General features: G+C 70.3%; 13 protein-coding genes. 8 read left to right on the top strand and 5 right to left on the bottom strand.

Going from position 1 to position 15,170, the window contains the following annotated elements:
- Positions 1-95 precede the first annotated feature (95 nt).
- A complete protein-coding gene (locus OU415_RS23235; protein ID WP_270951206.1) occupies positions 96-512 on the bottom strand; it encodes a RidA family protein in 417 nt (138 codons plus the stop codon).
- A complete protein-coding gene (locus OU415_RS23230) occupies positions 509-1,882 on the bottom strand; it encodes a purine-cytosine permease family protein (RefSeq protein WP_270951205.1) in 1,374 nt (457 codons plus the stop codon). Before OU415_RS23230 ends, OU415_RS23235 begins: the two co-directional genes overlap by 4 nt.
- A gap of 185 nt (positions 1,883-2,067) precedes the next feature.
- Between OU415_RS23230 and OU415_RS23225 the strand changes: the two genes are divergently transcribed.
- Positions 2,068-3,246 (top strand): LLM class flavin-dependent oxidoreductase, encoded by a 1,179-nt coding sequence (locus tag OU415_RS23225; RefSeq protein WP_270951204.1) that lies wholly within the window; start codon positions 2,068-2,070, stop codon positions 3,244-3,246.
- Positions 3,247-3,253: 7 nt separating this feature from the next.
- Here OU415_RS23225 and OU415_RS23220 read toward each other — a convergent pair whose 3' ends face one another.
- Positions 3,254-3,823: a helix-turn-helix domain-containing protein gene (locus tag OU415_RS23220; protein ID WP_270951203.1), complete on the bottom strand. Its 570-nt coding sequence runs from the start codon at positions 3,821-3,823 to the stop codon at positions 3,254-3,256.
- Between the two features lie 180 nt (positions 3,824-4,003).
- Complete coding sequence (locus tag OU415_RS23215) at positions 4,004-5,863, bottom strand: alkyl/aryl-sulfatase (protein WP_270951202.1); 1,860 nt, start codon at positions 5,861-5,863, stop codon at positions 4,004-4,006.
- A gap of 150 nt (positions 5,864-6,013) precedes the next feature.
- Between OU415_RS23215 and OU415_RS23210 the strand changes: the two genes are divergently transcribed.
- The gene (locus tag OU415_RS23210; RefSeq protein WP_270951201.1) at positions 6,014-6,643 is read left to right on the top strand and encodes a TetR family transcriptional regulator; all 630 of its coding nucleotides are present in this window, start codon (positions 6,014-6,016) and stop codon (positions 6,641-6,643) included.
- Positions 6,644-6,728: 85 nt separating this feature from the next.
- Here the strand turns inward: OU415_RS23210 and OU415_RS23205 are convergent, their stop codons facing one another.
- Positions 6,729-7,775 (bottom strand): Lrp/AsnC family transcriptional regulator, encoded by a 1,047-nt coding sequence (locus tag OU415_RS23205; protein WP_270951200.1) that lies wholly within the window; start codon positions 7,773-7,775, stop codon positions 6,729-6,731.
- A 231-nt stretch (positions 7,776-8,006) separates the two neighbouring features.
- Here OU415_RS23205 and OU415_RS23200 point away from each other — a divergent pair, with 231 nt between their 5' ends.
- From OU415_RS23200 to OU415_RS23175, 6 genes are read left to right on the top strand one after another with little or no spacing between them, the layout of a single operon-like run.
- The gene (locus OU415_RS23200) at positions 8,007-9,659 is read left to right on the top strand and encodes an ABC transporter substrate-binding protein (RefSeq protein ID WP_270951199.1); all 1,653 of its coding nucleotides are present in this window, start codon (positions 8,007-8,009) and stop codon (positions 9,657-9,659) included.
- A 33-nt stretch (positions 9,660-9,692) separates the two neighbouring features.
- The gene (locus tag OU415_RS23195; RefSeq protein WP_270951198.1) at positions 9,693-10,694 is read left to right on the top strand and encodes an ABC transporter permease; all 1,002 of its coding nucleotides are present in this window, start codon (positions 9,693-9,695) and stop codon (positions 10,692-10,694) included.
- Entirely contained in the window at positions 10,694-11,572 is an 879-nt protein-coding gene (locus OU415_RS23190; RefSeq protein WP_270951196.1) for an ABC transporter permease, read from the top strand. Before OU415_RS23195 ends, OU415_RS23190 begins: the two co-directional genes overlap by 1 nt.
- Positions 11,569-12,588: an ABC transporter ATP-binding protein gene (locus OU415_RS23185; RefSeq protein ID WP_270951194.1), complete on the top strand. Its 1,020-nt coding sequence runs from the start codon at positions 11,569-11,571 to the stop codon at positions 12,586-12,588. Before OU415_RS23190 ends, OU415_RS23185 begins: the two co-directional genes overlap by 4 nt.
- Positions 12,585-13,595, top strand: a complete 1,011-nt coding sequence (locus OU415_RS23180) for an ABC transporter ATP-binding protein (RefSeq protein WP_270951193.1) — start codon at positions 12,585-12,587, stop codon at positions 13,593-13,595. Before OU415_RS23185 ends, OU415_RS23180 begins: the two co-directional genes overlap by 4 nt.
- Positions 13,592-14,926 (top strand): serine hydrolase domain-containing protein, encoded by a 1,335-nt coding sequence (locus tag OU415_RS23175; protein WP_270951192.1) that lies wholly within the window; start codon positions 13,592-13,594, stop codon positions 14,924-14,926. Before OU415_RS23180 ends, OU415_RS23175 begins: the two co-directional genes overlap by 4 nt.
- The last annotated feature ends 244 nt before the right edge of the window (positions 14,927-15,170 follow it).

Genomic DNA, 15,170 nt, shown 5'->3' with positions numbered 1-15,170 from the left:
GAACAGCACGGCCCGCACCGGCAGCACCGCCACCGACGACGAGCGGACGGTGCTCACGTCGGCGGCGCTCAACTCGGCGAACGAGCGGGACACGATCACGATTCCTCCTTCTTCCGCGCCACTGCGCGGATCTCCACCCGCATCTGCGGAGTGGCCAGCGCCGGGTAGATCAGCAGGGAGGCGTAGGAGCGCTCGTCGAGCAGCTTCGGCGCGTGCTCGGCGAACCACTCGTCGCGGGCACGCATGTACTCGGCGCGCTCGGCCGGGTCGGCGACGAACTGGTCCAGTTGCACGATGTCGTCCGGTTCAGCGCCTTCGTCGGCCAGCAGCGCGCGGATCCGGTCCAGCGTCGTCCGGGTCTGCTCGGCGATCCCCGCGACGGCCCTGCCCTGCTCGTCCACCACCCCGTCGATCCCGCTGAGGAAGAGGAACTCCCCGGCGGCAGCGCCGCGGCTCCACGGTTGCTCGACGTCGCCGTAGAAGAGCGGCCCCAGGCCGCGTTTGCCGGTCATCTCGCCTCCGGTTCCCGGGTCAGGAAGTAGTAGGCCGCCGCGGCCACCACGCCGCCGACCCAGTAGGTGATGTCGCCGAGTTGCGGGAGCGCGGCGGCGATCGGTCCGGTGAACAGGCTCTGGTGCATGAACGGGATCGAGACCACCACGCCGATCCCGAACGCCAGCAGCCCGGGCCGGACCCGCCGAGAGCGGTCGTAGAAGACGTCGACGTCCACGCCCCGTTTGCGGTGGACCAGGAAGTCGACCAGCGCGACACCCAGCCACGGGCCGATCCAGTAGCCCACGAGGAACAGGAAGTTCTGGAAGTTCTCGAACACCGCCCCCTCGGTGTGCCCGGCCCACCACCCCAGCGCCGCGCCCAGGATCCCGGTCAGCAGCGCGGAAACCCAGCGGCGCAGCGGGATGTCGGCCATCAGCAGGGCCAGCGAGCCGGAGTAGATGTCGAGCACGCTGCCCGCGACGGTCGACGCCAGCAGGGCCAGCAGCGCGAGCACCGCCAGTCCGTTCGGGATGAGCTGGGTGACGAGATCGGTCGGGCTGCTCGGCGAGATGGCGGTGCCGATCGCGGCGCCGAGCAGGTGCATCCACAGCCCGGCGATGGCCGCACCGCCGAACGCCGACCACCGCAGTCGACGCCTGCTGGTCTCGCGGGGCAGGTAACGGGTGTAGTCCGAGGCACCGATCGCCCAGCCGAAGGTGCGCGACGAGCTGATCGCCACCGTCATGAGCATCGCCCCGGTGAGCGTGTTCGCGCCCGGATCACCGCCCGCCGCGAAGTCGCCGCGCGCGATGCCGTACCCGGTGATGATCAGGAACAGCACGGCCATCACGACGACCAGGGCCCGTTCGACGCGGTGCACGAAGTCGTGGCCGATGATGGCGATGACGATCTGCACCAGCGCCACCACGACCAGCGCGGCCAGGAACGGGATGCCGAACAGCTCCCGGACGATGTAGGTGCCGAGCACGGTGTTCACCGCGAAGTAGCCGAACCCGGTCAGGAACAGCAGCGCGACGGGCAGGAAGTTGCCGAAGTAGCCGAACGGGCCCCGGGACTGCACCATCTGCGGCGCTCCGGCCTGCGGCCCCATGGTGGCGGCGACGCCCAGCAGCAGGCTGCCGATCAGGGTGCCGACGACGAGCGCGAGCGCGGCCTGGGCGAAGTTCAGCCCGAGGAACGCGGTCGGGATCGCGCCGACCGCGAGCGCCGAGTACTGCAGGTTGCCGGCGAACCACAAGGTGAAGGCCGACAGCGGTGATCCGTGCCGTTCGCCGTCGAGGACCGGTTCGATCCCCTTCTGCTCGACGGCGACCCGGCGCGGTGGACCGGTGGGTTCGGTGGCGGCTCTGGCGGGGTCTTCGACCATGACGGCCTCCCTGGGACGCACCGCGGTGCGCGGATGGCGCAGGACCGGTGACGAAATGTTGGTAGAGCCAACATTTCAAACGATCGTGCACCTGCGGTTACGTCAAGTCAAGGACGAGAATCGGCGCTTGACTCGGAGTGGATATGCGCGACACTGAGCCATGAAATGTTGGTAACACTTACATTTTGGAGGTCGTCTTGCGCTACGGGGTGTTCTTCTTCGGCTCGGTCGAGATGCCCGACGTGCTGGCCGGGAACCCGCTGCCCGCCGGGCAGCGCCGCGCGACCCGCCGGCAGGTGTGGCAGGCGACCCAGAACCTCGTCGACCTCGGCGTGCGCGCCGAGGAGCTGGGGTACGACAGCTACTGGCTGGCCGAGCACCACTTCCAGCACGAGGGGTACGAGATCGTCCCCAACTCGTTGATGCTGCAGTCCCACCTGGTCGCCAAGACCGAGCACATCCAGGTCGGCGCGATGTTCAACATCGTCCCCCAGTGGCATCCGCTCCGGCTCGCTGAGGACTTCAGCACGCTGCTCAACCTCTCCGGCGGGCGCGCGGTGCTCGGCGTCGGGCGCGGCACGGTCCCCCGCGAGCTGCGCAGCCTCGGCATGCACCAGGCCGACATGGGCTACCTGGAATCGGACGCCAAGCGCGAGGAGATCGACGCGCACAACCGCGAGGTGTTCGCCGAGTACATGGAGGTCGTGCGCACCGCGCTGGACAACGAAACCTTCTCCTACAAGGGGAAGTTCTTCGAGCTTCCGCCTCCCGGCACGCACGGGCCGGACGGTTCGGTGGACACCCTGACGCTGCTGCCCGGCCCGCTGCACGAGGTGGAGATCTGGCAGGCCGTCACCAGCCCGCCCACCCTCGGCTACGCCGCCGAAGTCGGCCACGGCTGCGTCTGGTGGAACCAGTACCACGGGTTCGTCCGCGACCAGTGGGAGCGCTACGCCGAGCTGTACCAGCAGCACCACGACGTCGAGCTCACCAGCGGCGCCAAGCGGATCCTGGTGCTGCCGGTGCACATCGCCGACGACCACGAGACCGCTTGGCGCATCGGCGGTGCCGGGCACGACGAGTTCTGGAACCTGCTGGCACCGTTCGGGTGGAGCCGCGGCTACCGGGGAGAAGACGGGAAGCCCGCGCGACCCGGTCTGGTGCCGACCCTGCAGCAGTCGACGGAGCAGAAGATGTGGGCGGTCGGCACCCCGGAGGAGGTCGCCGAGACCGTGCAGCACCACAAGGACTCCCTCGGGCTGGAGCACCTGGTGGTCTTCCCGCACTTCCCGGGCCACACCTACGCGATGGCCGAGGAGCAGATGCACCGCTTCCGCGAACAGGTGGTGCCGCTGCTGCGCTGAACCGACCTCAGCGATCGGTGACGATCACCAGCACCCGGACCTGCTCATCGCCGAGGATCCGCCACCGGTGCGGGGTGCTGCCCGGGTAGGTCACCACGTCGGCGGGGCCGAGCTCCTCCCGCCGACCACCGGCGAAGTCCAGCTCGATGCGCCCGGACACCACGTACAGCATCTCGTGCCCGACGTGCTCGAAGTAGTCGCCGAACTCCACCGGACCGCCGGTGTACTCGATCGGCTGCACCGGCCAGTCGGCGCGGCTCAGGGACCGGACCGTGGTGCCGTCCGGCACGTCCGCCCTCGGCACCGCGACCCCTTCGCCCGCGCGCAGGACGCCGATCTCCTGCTCGGTGCGGGTGGCCAGCAGCGCGGACACCGTCGTGCCCAGCGCCACTGCGATGCGCTGCAGCGTGTTCACGCTGGCGGTCGTCAGGCCGCGCTCGAACTGGCTCAAGAACGCGTGCGAGAGCTCGGCGCGCTCGCCGACCTGCTTCAAGGTGAGGCCGCGCCCCCGGCGCAGCTCCCGCACCCGCGCACCGACCGAGTTTCCCCAATCGCCGTCCGAAGCCGATTTCCCCACCCCACCACTGTAATCGATCCCCGCGCACCGACGTCCACTGTGCTCACCGACCGCGACCCAGCCGCCGGCAACGGATCCTCACGCCCTCCCAGGGGGGTCACGCAAATTCAATGGAAATCGGATGTCCAAATTCCATTGAATTTGCGGAGCACCCGGGGCCGCTGGTCCGCAGCAGGGGTCTCAGGGCAGTGCGATGGGGAACGATCGGGCCGGTTCTTCCAGCAGCCCCAGCAGGGTTCGCAGCGCCTGGTCGTCCCCCTCGGGGACGACCTCACCCGCGGCGATCGAACCCGGGAAGTCCGCCTGGCCGGACAGGATCCGGTCGAACACCCCGCGTTCCAGCCGCAGCGCGCAGTGGGGCTGCTCGCCGCGGGGTGCTTCTCCTCGGATCGGGGTGAGCACGCCGTTGGCGAGCAGCAACGTCCACGTCTCGTCCAGATCGGTGAATTCCCAGCGCAGCAGGATGCGGTGCGCAGCGGCCTCGGGCCCGTTCAAGCGCACCGCCCAGGACTGGAAGAGCTGCTCGACGGACAACGCCGGAACCATCGCCAGGTTGGCGCTGCCCGTCGTGGTCCGGCGCTCCTCGGGATCCCGTCGAAGCTCCCAAGCTCCCGAGAGGTAGAAGTTGCGCCACGTGCCGTTCTCCGCGCCGTACCCCAGCTCTTCGAAGGTCTCGGCCTGGAGCTGCCGGGCCGCGGCGTGGTCCGGATCGCTGAAGAGCACGTGGGCGAGCACCTCGGCGACCCACCGCAGATCACCGTCCGCGAACGACTTCCGCGCTTTGTCCACCACGGCGTCCGCGCCGCCCATGAACTCGACGTAGCGCCGGGCGGACTCGGCCGGCGGGTGCTGCCACAGGTGCGCGGGGTTGCCGTCGAACCACCCCATGTAGCGCTGGTAGACGGCCTTGCTGTTGTGGCTCAGCGAGCCGTAGTAGCCGCGCGCGTGCCACGCCTTCGCCAGGGATGGCGGGAACTCCTGCAACTCCTCGGCGATCTCCGCGCCGGTCAGGCCGCGGTTCATCAGCCGCACGGTCTGGTCGTGGAGGTAGGCGTAGGCGTCGCGCTGCTCCGACAAGAACCTGATCAGCTCGGCGCGCCCCCAGGTGGGCCAGTGGTGCGATCCCACCAGCACGTCGGCCCGGTCGCCGAACAGCTGGATCGTCTCCGTCAGGTAGCCCGCCCAGGCCCGGGCGTCGCGGACCTCGGCTCCGCGCAGCGTCAGCACGTTGTGCAGCGTGTGGTTGGCGTTCTCCGCCACCAGCAGGACTCCGTGCTCGGGCAGCAGGAAGTTCATCTCGCTGGGCGCTTCGGTACCCGGCGTCAGCTGGAAGATCATCCGGACGCCGTCGACCTCCCACTCCTGCCCGGTGCGGGTGATCGACCCGGTCGGCGCGATCAGGCCGGTCCGCCCGGTCGACGTGCCCTGCCCGAGCCCGAAGCCGATCGCGCCGCCGGGGCCGGCCGGCAACCTGCTCCCGTACATGTAGCGCGCGCGGGCCAGCATCGCCGGACCGGCGAAGACGTTCTCGCCGACCGCGTGCTCCATGAACCCCGCAGGTGCGAGCACCGGAACGCGCTCGGCTGCCACGTCGGCCCGGTCCACCACACCGCCCACGCCCGCGAAGTGGTCGGCGTGGCTGTGCGTGTAGACGACCCCGGTCACCGGCCGCGGACCGCGGTGGCTGCGGTAGAGGGCCAGCCCCGCGGCCGAGCACTCCTCGCTGATCAGCGGGTCGACCACGACGACTCCCGAGTCGCCTTCGACCAGCGTCATGTTCGAGACGTCGAACCCGCGGATCTGGTAGACGCCGGGCACGACCTCGAACAGGCCGTCCAGGGCGTTGAGCCGCCCCTGCCGCCAAAGCCCGGGGTGCGCCGTGCCGGGGCAGTCCTCCGCGAGGAACGACCACCGCTCGATGTCCCAGACGACGCGCCCAGATGCATCGCGGATGACGCAGGGGTCGAGGCGGCCGAGCAGCCCGCGGGTGGCGTTCTGCCGATCGGTGTCGTCGTCCCAGTCCAGCTCGGGTGCGGTCATGGCGGTGCTCCTCCTTCGAGGGCCGGCGTGCGTCCGGGCGGTGCGGGCAAGGCTAAACCGCGTGTTCCAGACGCTAAAGCGCATGTGTTAATCACACAAGGCACCTGTCACAATGGGTCGAACCGCTCGAGCGCACCCCGAGGAGACGAGATGGCGAGCCCGGCCACGCCTGAGCGCGACACGCGCGAGCAGCTGATCCTCGCCGCCGAGCGGCTGTTCGCGGAGCGCGGCATCGGCGAGGTGTCGCTGCGCGAGGTCGGCGCCGCGGCGGGCCAGCGCAACACGTCCGCGGCCCAGTACCACTTCGGGAACAAGTCCGCGCTGATCGAAGCGATCTTCGACCACCGGATGCGCACCATCAACGAGCAGCGCCTGCAACACCTCGCCGAGATGCAGGTCGAGCGGCCCGACGACGAACTGCGCCCGCTGCTGGAGGCGTTCATCGTCCCGCTCGCGACGACCGCGGCCGGACCGCACGGCTACTACGCCCGGTTCCTCGCGCAGTTCTCGGCCGATCCCCACCACTCCACCGCCTGGGACTGGGACACCGCGACGAGCCTGCGACTGGTGTGGCGCGGTCTCCGCCGGCACCTGTCGCACTTGCCGGAAGCAACGGCGCGGGCCCGCCTGCGCATGCTGGAGCACCTCGTCGTGCACACGATCGCCGACCACGAACGAGCCGGACCGCACGACACCGCCGAGCGCGCGCAGCCGTGGATCGCCGAACTCGTGGACGCCGCCGAAGGCCTGCTCACTGCACCGACAACGCCAACGAGCTAACACCTCACCGAGCGGAGCTGTCCACATCAGACTTCGTGCCGTCTGATGTGGACAGATCGCTTCGAGCTGCCGGCCTTTCCCGACGTCAGGACTCCGCGCCTGCTTCGGCCAAAGGACCCGGGAGCGGGATGACCTCACCGGTGCAGCGGCCGTCCGGGTGCATCAGCCAGCCGACGCGCTTGCGGGTCCGCAGGATCACCGAGTTGTTCACGATTCCTCCTGGCGGGAGCAGCCGTTCGAGGTCGTCCTGCATGCTCATCAGGTCCGCCATGTTCGCCGTCCACGCGTTGACCACGAGGTTCGCCGAGCCGGTCACCGACATGCACAGCCGCACCCGGGAGTCCTCCCGCAGCCGGGACACCGCCTCGGGGAGCGCGCTGTTGGGCAGCCGGCACCACCAGATCACCGCGATCGGCCACCGGGTGTGCAGCTGGGCGACCTCGCAGCGGAGCCGGAGCGCCCGGGAGCGCAGCAGGGCGGCCAGCTGGCGGCGGACCGTGGAGGTCGGCCGGTCCAGCCGCTCGGCCAGTTCCGCCGCGGACGCCCGGCCGTCGTGCGCCAGGGCGGACACCAGCGGCGCGAAGACCTTGGAGCGCAAGTAGATCGACTCGCTGGGACGGTCCCGCTCGGCCCGCCCGGCGTGCCGGATCGCCTCGCGCTGCGCCCGGTCCAGCGCGTCCAGCTGCCACTGGCTTCCCTCGATGTGCCGCTTGGTCCCGATGTGGGAGTGCAGCGACGCCACGCCGGGCAGCTTCGGCAGCTCGTCGAGCAGCAGCGCGGAGAGCTCGCCGAACGAGCTGGCGGCCACCGTCAGCAGCAGGTCCCGGCCCTGGGCGGCGTGTTCGACGTTGTGCACGCGGTGGGTCCGCTCCAGCCGTCCGGCCACGTCGTCCACCGCGCCCGGGGCGCAGTTCATCTCGACCAGCGCGACCATCGCGCCGCCGGAGAGCTCGCCGTACTCGGGGTACGCCGTGATCCAGGCCAGCCCCGATTCCCGGAGCCGGGTCCAGCGCTGCGCCAACGCCGTCGGCGAGGCGTCGAGCACCGGGGCCAGCGCCGCCCAAGGCGCGCGCGGCCACAGCTGGAGGGCATGAATGAGCGCCAAATCGTCTTCGGAGAAGTCCTGATGCACGTTTCTCGCTCTCCACGGGATGAAAATGAGCGAATCGAGCGAATGAGCTTGTTCATCCGCAGGCGAGTCCACACTCTAGACCAACCCGACGCGAGATCAAGGGATTCACGGCACCGACCCGCACGACCTGCGGGACGCCGGAACCGTTCTGCTCCGGACGCGCGGGACCGCACGAGGATCTCGCGCCACGTGGAAATCCCTGGCGCACCGAAACACCACGAGGGAGCGGCGATGACGCACAAGCTCACCCGGACCGGGCCGGAGCTGACCCGCCGCGGTCTGCTCCAGCTCGCCGGGGCCGGAGCAGTGCTGCTCGGGGCTGCGGGTTGCGGAACCGCGGGGCGGGCCGAAACCGGTGGCGCGACCTTCGTCTACGGGCGGAGCGCGGATGCCACCTCGCTGGACCCGATGAACCAGACCGACAGCGAGTCCTACGCGGTGATCCACCAGATCTTCGACTCGCTGCTGCGCTACGCCCCCGACGGAACGCTGCTGCCGGCCCTGGCAGCAGCCGTGCCCGCGCCCGAGAACGAAGGGCGGCAGTACACCTTCGAGCTCCGGGAAGACGTGCGGTTCCACGACGGAACCCCGCTCGACGCCGAAGCCGTGGTGTTCAACTTCCGCCGCTGGCGGGAGAGCGACCACCCCTACCACCGGGGCGGCGGCCCGCAGAGCAGCAAGTTCGCCTACTACAAGAACCTCTTCGGCGGTTTCGACGACAAGTCGGTGATCAGCGGCGTCGAGGCGGTCGGCTCGCACGCGGTGCGCTTCACGCTCCGGGAACCCTACGGACCGTTCCTGCCCACCCTCGCGGGCGCGCAGTTCGGCATCGCCTCCCCCACCGCGATCCGGCAGGACGTGGACGGGTTCTGGGAACGCCCGGTGGGCACCGGCCCGTTCACCCTGGCGTCCTGGGAGCACGGCAGCAAAATCACCTTGCGCCGCAACGAATCCTGGTGGGGGAAGCGGCCGACCGGACCGGGCCGGCCGGTGGACACCGTGGTGCTCACCCCCATGCCGGACAGCACGGCGCGGGTGGCGGCGCTGGTCGGCGGTGGCCTGGACGCGGTCAACGGCATCGTCCCCCAGGACGCCGACGCGATCCGCGACACCTCGGGTTTCACCGTCGTGCAGCACCCGCAGGAGTGCTTCAGCTACTTCGCCATGAACACCCGCCGCGCGCCGTTCCAGAACCCCTTGGTGCGCAAGGCGATCGCGCACGCGATCGACCTCCCGACGATCGTCGAGCACTTCTTCGGCGAACGGGCCGAGGTGGCGGGTGCGCCGCTGTACGGCATCTCCGCGTTCGTCGACCGCTCCATCCAGCCGCACCCCCACGACCCCGAGCTGGCGCGGAAGCTGCTGGCCGAAGCCGGTCTGCCCGACGGGTTCCGGACCAGCCTCTGGTACATGTCCACCGCCCGCCCGTACCTGCCGGACGGCAAGGGAGTCGCCCAGGTCGCGCAGGCGAACCTGGCCGACGTCGGGATCACCGCCGAACTGGTCACCTACGAACTGGCCACCTACTCGGAGCGGACCGGCAAGGGCCTGCACGACATCGCCATCTACGGCGGCACCACGATCGGCGTGGACTCCTACTTCCCGCTGAACTACTGGTACGCCAGCGCCAGCGCCACGCCGGAGAGCTCCTCGAACCTGTCCTTCTACCAGAACTCGCAGGTCGACGCGCTGCTCGCCGAGGCCAGGGTCACCACGGATCCGGAGGAACAACGTGCCCTCTACGCCAACGTCCAGCGCATCGTGCACGACGAAGTACCGGTCCTGCCGATCGCCTACGTCAGCCCACCGGTCGCGCTGCGCTCCTCCGTCGCGGGCTTCGGCACCAACATCGCCATGGACGACCTCGATGCGCTCAGCCGCTGAGGCGCGCCTCGGGCACCGAGGAGGTGAGCGACCGTGCTGACCTACGCCGTGCGCCGACTGGGCCAGCTGATCCCGGTGCTGCTCGGGGTGTCGGTGATCGTGTTCTGCACCGTGCGGATGATCCCGGGCGATCCGGCGCAGGTCATCCTGGGCGAGAACGCCACCCCCGAGCAGATCGCCCAGCTGCGCACCGAGATGGGCCTGGACCAGCCGATCCTCGCGCAGTACTGGCTCTTCCTCGTCCGAGCGCTGCAGGGCGATCTGGGCGAGTCCACTGCGACCGGTCGCCCCGTGGTCTCCGAGCTGGCCGCGCGCCTTCCCGCCACGCTGGAGCTGACGCTGTTCGCGCTGGCCATCGCCGTTGTTGTCGGCATCGCGCTCGGCACGCTGGCGGCCAGCCGTCCGAACTCGCTGCTGGACAAGGTCGCCTCGGTGCTCGCCGTCGCGGGCGTGAGCATGCCGATCTTCTGGCTGGCCATGCTGCTGATGGTGGTGCTGGGCGTGAACCTGCACCTGCTGCCGTTCCCGGGACGGCTGCCCGCCGCCGAGACGCTGCCGGCGGTCACCGGGCTGAACCTGGTCGACTCGCTGATCGCGGGTGACTGGGCCGCCTTCCGGAACTCCTTGGCGCACCTGGTGATGCCGGCGCTCGCGCTGGCGACCATCCCGTGCGGGGTGATCATGCGCATGACCCGGTCGAGCCTGCGGGAGACGCTGGCCGAGGACTTCATCCGCACCGCGCGGGCGAAGGGGGTCCACCCGCTGGTCACGACCTTCCGCCACGGCCTGCGCAACTCGATGCTGCCGGTGCTCACGGTGATCGGGTTGCAGCTCGGACTGCTGCTCGGGGGTGCGGTGATCACCGAGACGATCTTCTCCTGGCCGGGCGTCGGCCAGATCGCCTACCAGGCGGTGTACCAGCGCGACTACGCGCTGATCCAGGGCGTGGTGCTGTACGGATCGCTGCTGTTCGTGCTGGTCAACCTGGCGGTCGACCTCCTGTACGCGGTCCTGGACCCGAGAGTGAGGTACTGATGGCGATCACCGCTCCGCCGACCGCTCGGAGCCGGCCGTCCCGGCGCAGGCGCGCGTTCCTCGCCAACCGGCTGGCCGTGTTCGGGGTCGTCGTGCTCGGACTGCTCGTGCTGGTCGCCGTGCTGGCACCGGTCATCGCGCCCTTCGACCCGCACGCGCAGGACCTCGCCGGCCGCTTCCGAGCTCCTGGTGGCGCGCACCTGCTCGGTCAGGACGAGCTGGGCCGCGACATCCTGTCCCGGCTGATCCACGGCACCAGGGTGACGCTGTCCGCCGGGCTGCTGGCGGTCGCGCTGGCGACCGCGGCCGGAACGGCGATCGGGCTGCTCGCCGGGTACCGGGGCGGCTGGTACGACACCGTGCTGATGCGGTTGATGGACGTCCTGCTGGCGTTCCCCAGCGTGCTGCTCGCGATCATGATCGTCTCCACGCTCGGGCCGAGCCTGTGGAACGCCGTGCTCGCGGTGGGCATCGTGTCCGTCCCGCAGATCGCCCGGGTGGTCCGGTCCTCGGTGATCGGGCTGCGGGACAGCGACTACGTGCAGGCCGCGCGGTCGATGGGCGCCGGTCACGCGCGGATCCTCCTGCGCACGCTGCTGCCCAACTGCACGGGTCCGCTGATCGTCCAGTCCACGCTCAGCCTCGCCGCGGCGATCCTGGACATCGCCGCGCTGTCGTTCCTCGGGCTCGGTGCGCAGGCACCGACACCGGAATGGGGTGCCATGCTCTCCGACGCCTTCCGCGCCGGCTTCCACGTGTTCCTCACCAGCCAGTTCGCCATCGTCTTCCCAGGTCTGGCGATCGCCTTCGCGGTGCTGTGCGTGAACTTCATCGGCGACGGCTTCCGCGACGTCTTCGACCCGAAGGCGGTGCGATGACGATGCCCCTGCTCGAAGTCGAGGACCTGCAGGCCCACTTCCACACCCCGGAGGGCGTGGTCCGCGCGGTCGACGGCGTCTCGTTCTCCGTGGACGAAGGCGAAACGCTGGGGATCGTCGGGGAATCCGGCTCCGGCAAGAGCGTGACCGCGATGTCCATCATGCGGCTCAACCCGTCGCCGCCGTGCCGCTACACCGGCGGCCGGATCCGGTACCAGGGCCGCGACCTGCTCAGCGCCGACGAGCGCGAGCTGCGGGCGATCCGCGGCAGCGAGATCTCGATGATCTTCCAGGACCCGACCACCTGCCTCAACCCGGTGCTCACCATCGGCGACCAGATCGCCGAAGCGGTCCGCAGCCACGAGCGGGTTTCGCGCAAGCAGGCGCTGCGGCGCGCCGTGCAGGCGCTGGACGAGGTCGGGATGCCCAGCGCCGAGCGGCGCGCCCGGGACTACCCGCACCAGCTCTCCGGCGGGATGCGGCAGCGGGCCATGATCGCCGTGGCTCTGGCCGGACGACCCAAGGTCCTGATCGCGGACGAGCCGACCACCGCGCTGGACGTCACCATCCAAGCCCAGATCCTTGAGCTGCTCGAGCAGCTCAAGGCGGCGCACGGGATGTCGATCATCGTGATCACCCACGACCTCGGGGTGGTCTCCCAGATCGCCGACCGCGTGCTGGTGATGTACGGCGGGCGCGCTGTGGAGTCCGGCACCCCGAAGGAGCTCTTCCAGGACCCGCTGATGCCCTACACCTGGTCCCTGCTGCGCGCGGTGCCCAGGCTCGACGCCGACCTCGCGCCCGAGCCGATCCGCGGGCAGCCACCGTCGTTGGCCGACCTCCCACCGGGCTGCCCGTTCGCGCCCCGGTGCCGGTTCGCCGACGACCGGTGCACCACGACCGATCTGGTGCTGGACCGCAAGGCCGAGGGCCGGTGGGCCGCGTGCGTGCACACCGCGGCGGAGTTCCGGGCGCTGGCGGCGGCGCTGGACGAACCGAACGAGGCGGGCCGATGAGCGAACACCTCCTGGAAACCCGGAACCTGGCCCTGCACTACCCCGTGCGCGGCGGGCTGTTCGGCAAGCGCCGCGGCCTGGTGCGGGCCGTCGACGGCGTGGACCTCGGCGTGCGGAAGGGCGAAACCCTCGGCCTGGTCGGCGAATCCGGTTGCGGCAAGAGCACTCTCGCCCGGCTGCTGCTGCGGCTGGCCACCCCGACCAGCGGCCAGGTCCTGCTCGAAGGCGAGGACGTCTTCGCCAAGCGGGGCGCCGAGCTGGCCCAGCTGCGCCGCGACGTCCAGATGGTCTTCCAGAACCCGTCCGCGTCGGTGAACCCCAGGCTCAGCGTCGGCGAGATCATCGCCGAACCGCTGCGCATCCAGCGGCAGCCCGACGTGCGGCGACGGGTGTCGGAGCTGATGGAGCTGGTGGGGCTGCACCCGGACCACCGCGACCGCTACCCGCACGAGTTCTCCGGCGGCCAGCGGCAGCGGATGGGCATCGCCCGCGCGATCGCCCTGCGGCCGAAGGTGGTGATCTGCGACGAGCCGGTCTCCGCGCTGGACGTGTCGATCCAGGCGCAGATCCTCGAACTGCTCAAAGGCCTCCAGCGCGAGCTCGGCCTCACCTACGTGTTCATCACGCACGACCTGTCCGTGGTCAAGCACCTGTGCGACCGGGTGGCGGTGATGTACCTGGGCAAGGTGGTCGAGGTCGCCGACCGCGCGGACTTCTTCGCCGCCCCGGCCCACCCGTACACCGCGTCGCTGCTGTCGGCGATCCCGCTGCCCGACCCGGAAGCCGAAGCGCGACGGCGGCGCGTGGTGCTGGCCGGGGACGTGCCGTCGGCGATGCATCCGCCGACCGGCTGCGCCTTCCACCCGCGCTGCCCGAAGGCCCAGGAGCAGTGCGCGCAGGACGCTCCCCCGCTGGTCGAGTCGGGCCACCGGGCCACGTCCTGCTTCTTCCCGCTTCGCCCCGGCGAATCACTCCGACCGCCCGCAGAGGATGGTGCACCCGCATGACCGACATCGCCGACCTGCTGACCGAGATCGTCCCGCCGCTGATGCGGCAGTGGGGCGTGCCCGGCGTCGGCGTCGGGGTGCTCACCCCGGAGGGCAGCAGGCACTTCGGCTTCGGCGTGACCAATGTGGACCATCCGCTGCAGGTCGACGAAAGCACGCTGTTCCAGATCGGCTCGGTGTCCAAGACGTTCGTGGCCACGATGCTCGCCGAGCTGGCCGAGTCCGGGCGGCTGGGACTGGACGACCCGGTCGTCGACCACCTGCCGGACTCCGGTCTGGACGGCCGGATCACGATCCGGCACCTGCTCACCCACTCGTCGGGGCTGTTCGGCGACCACCTGATCCTCAACGGCCCCCGGCTGCTCGCGGACGGCGCGGACGACTCGATCGCCACCGGGGTCGAGCACATCGCCGGACTGCCGCTGGTGTTCGCCCCCGGCAGCGACTACTCCTACAGCAACGCCGGGCTGATCGTGGCGGGCCGGCTGCTCGAAGTGGTCACCGGCCGGCGCTACGCGGACCTGGTCCGCACCGAGGTGCTGGAACCCGCGGGCATGTCGCACACCTTCACCGCGGCCGACGAGGTGATCACCCACCGCGTGGCCGCGCCCCATCGCAGCGATCCGCTCGAGGTGGCCCGCACCGCGGGGTGGCAGCGCGGCTGGCAACTGCCCGGCTGGGACGTGCCCGGCGGTGGGCTGGTGTCCTGCGTGCGCGACATGCTCAGCTACGCCGAGCACCACCTGGGCGGCGCGACCCCGGCCGAACCCTTCGCGCCTCAGCGCGAGCGCAGCGGGCCGACCGAGCGGATCGGCCTGGTCTGGCGGCTGGACGACGTCGACGGCGTGCGCCTGGTGCACCACGGCGGCCTGACCATCGGGTACTGCACGCAGCTGTGCCTGATCCCCGAGCGCGGAGCCGCCTTCGTGCTGCTGACCAACGGAACGTCCGGCGACCAGGTCAACCAGGAGGTCCGCGCCGCGCTGCTGCGCGAACTGGCCGGTGTCGAGCCGGAAACCCCACCGGAGGTCTCCCCCGCCGACGCGACCGAGCTGGTCGGCGAGTTCGACGCGACCTTCTACCGCATGGAGCTCGCCCCGCACCCGGACGGCGGCGCGGCGGTGCGCATCCACCGGCCCGAACCTCGACCGGGCTGCTACTACCTGGAACCGCCGTCGATCGAGCGGGTCGAGTGGTGCGGCGCGGACGAACTGGTGATCACCGAACCGGCCGCCGAACGCGGCACGACCATCGACGTCCGCCGCGACGGAACCGGAACCGTCATCGGCCTCCGACTGCGAGACCGCTTGGCACCTCGCGTTGCGGATTGACCTCTCGCGGTGAATCGGGGAACCCCATTTAGTAGGGCGAATTCCTCACCTGGATCGAATCACGGGGCAGCGGGCAGATTTTCACATTTTCCCAGCTGTGCAGCACGATTGGTCCTGCGGAATACCTCGGGGAGAAACTCGATGGCAGTGTCATCCTGGGCTGCTACCAGGGATTTCACCCGCGCGACGAGTCGGGGCGGCGATGAAGCGGCGGTGAAATTCGGTCGACGACCGCAATTTCCAC

This window comes from Saccharopolyspora oryzae, from assembly GCF_027853915.1.
Classification (GTDB): Bacteria; Actinomycetota; Actinomycetes; order Mycobacteriales; family Pseudonocardiaceae; genus Saccharopolyspora; species Saccharopolyspora oryzae.
Note: the sequence above shows the minus strand (reverse complement) of the source record. Positions and strands in the feature narration are given on the sequence as shown.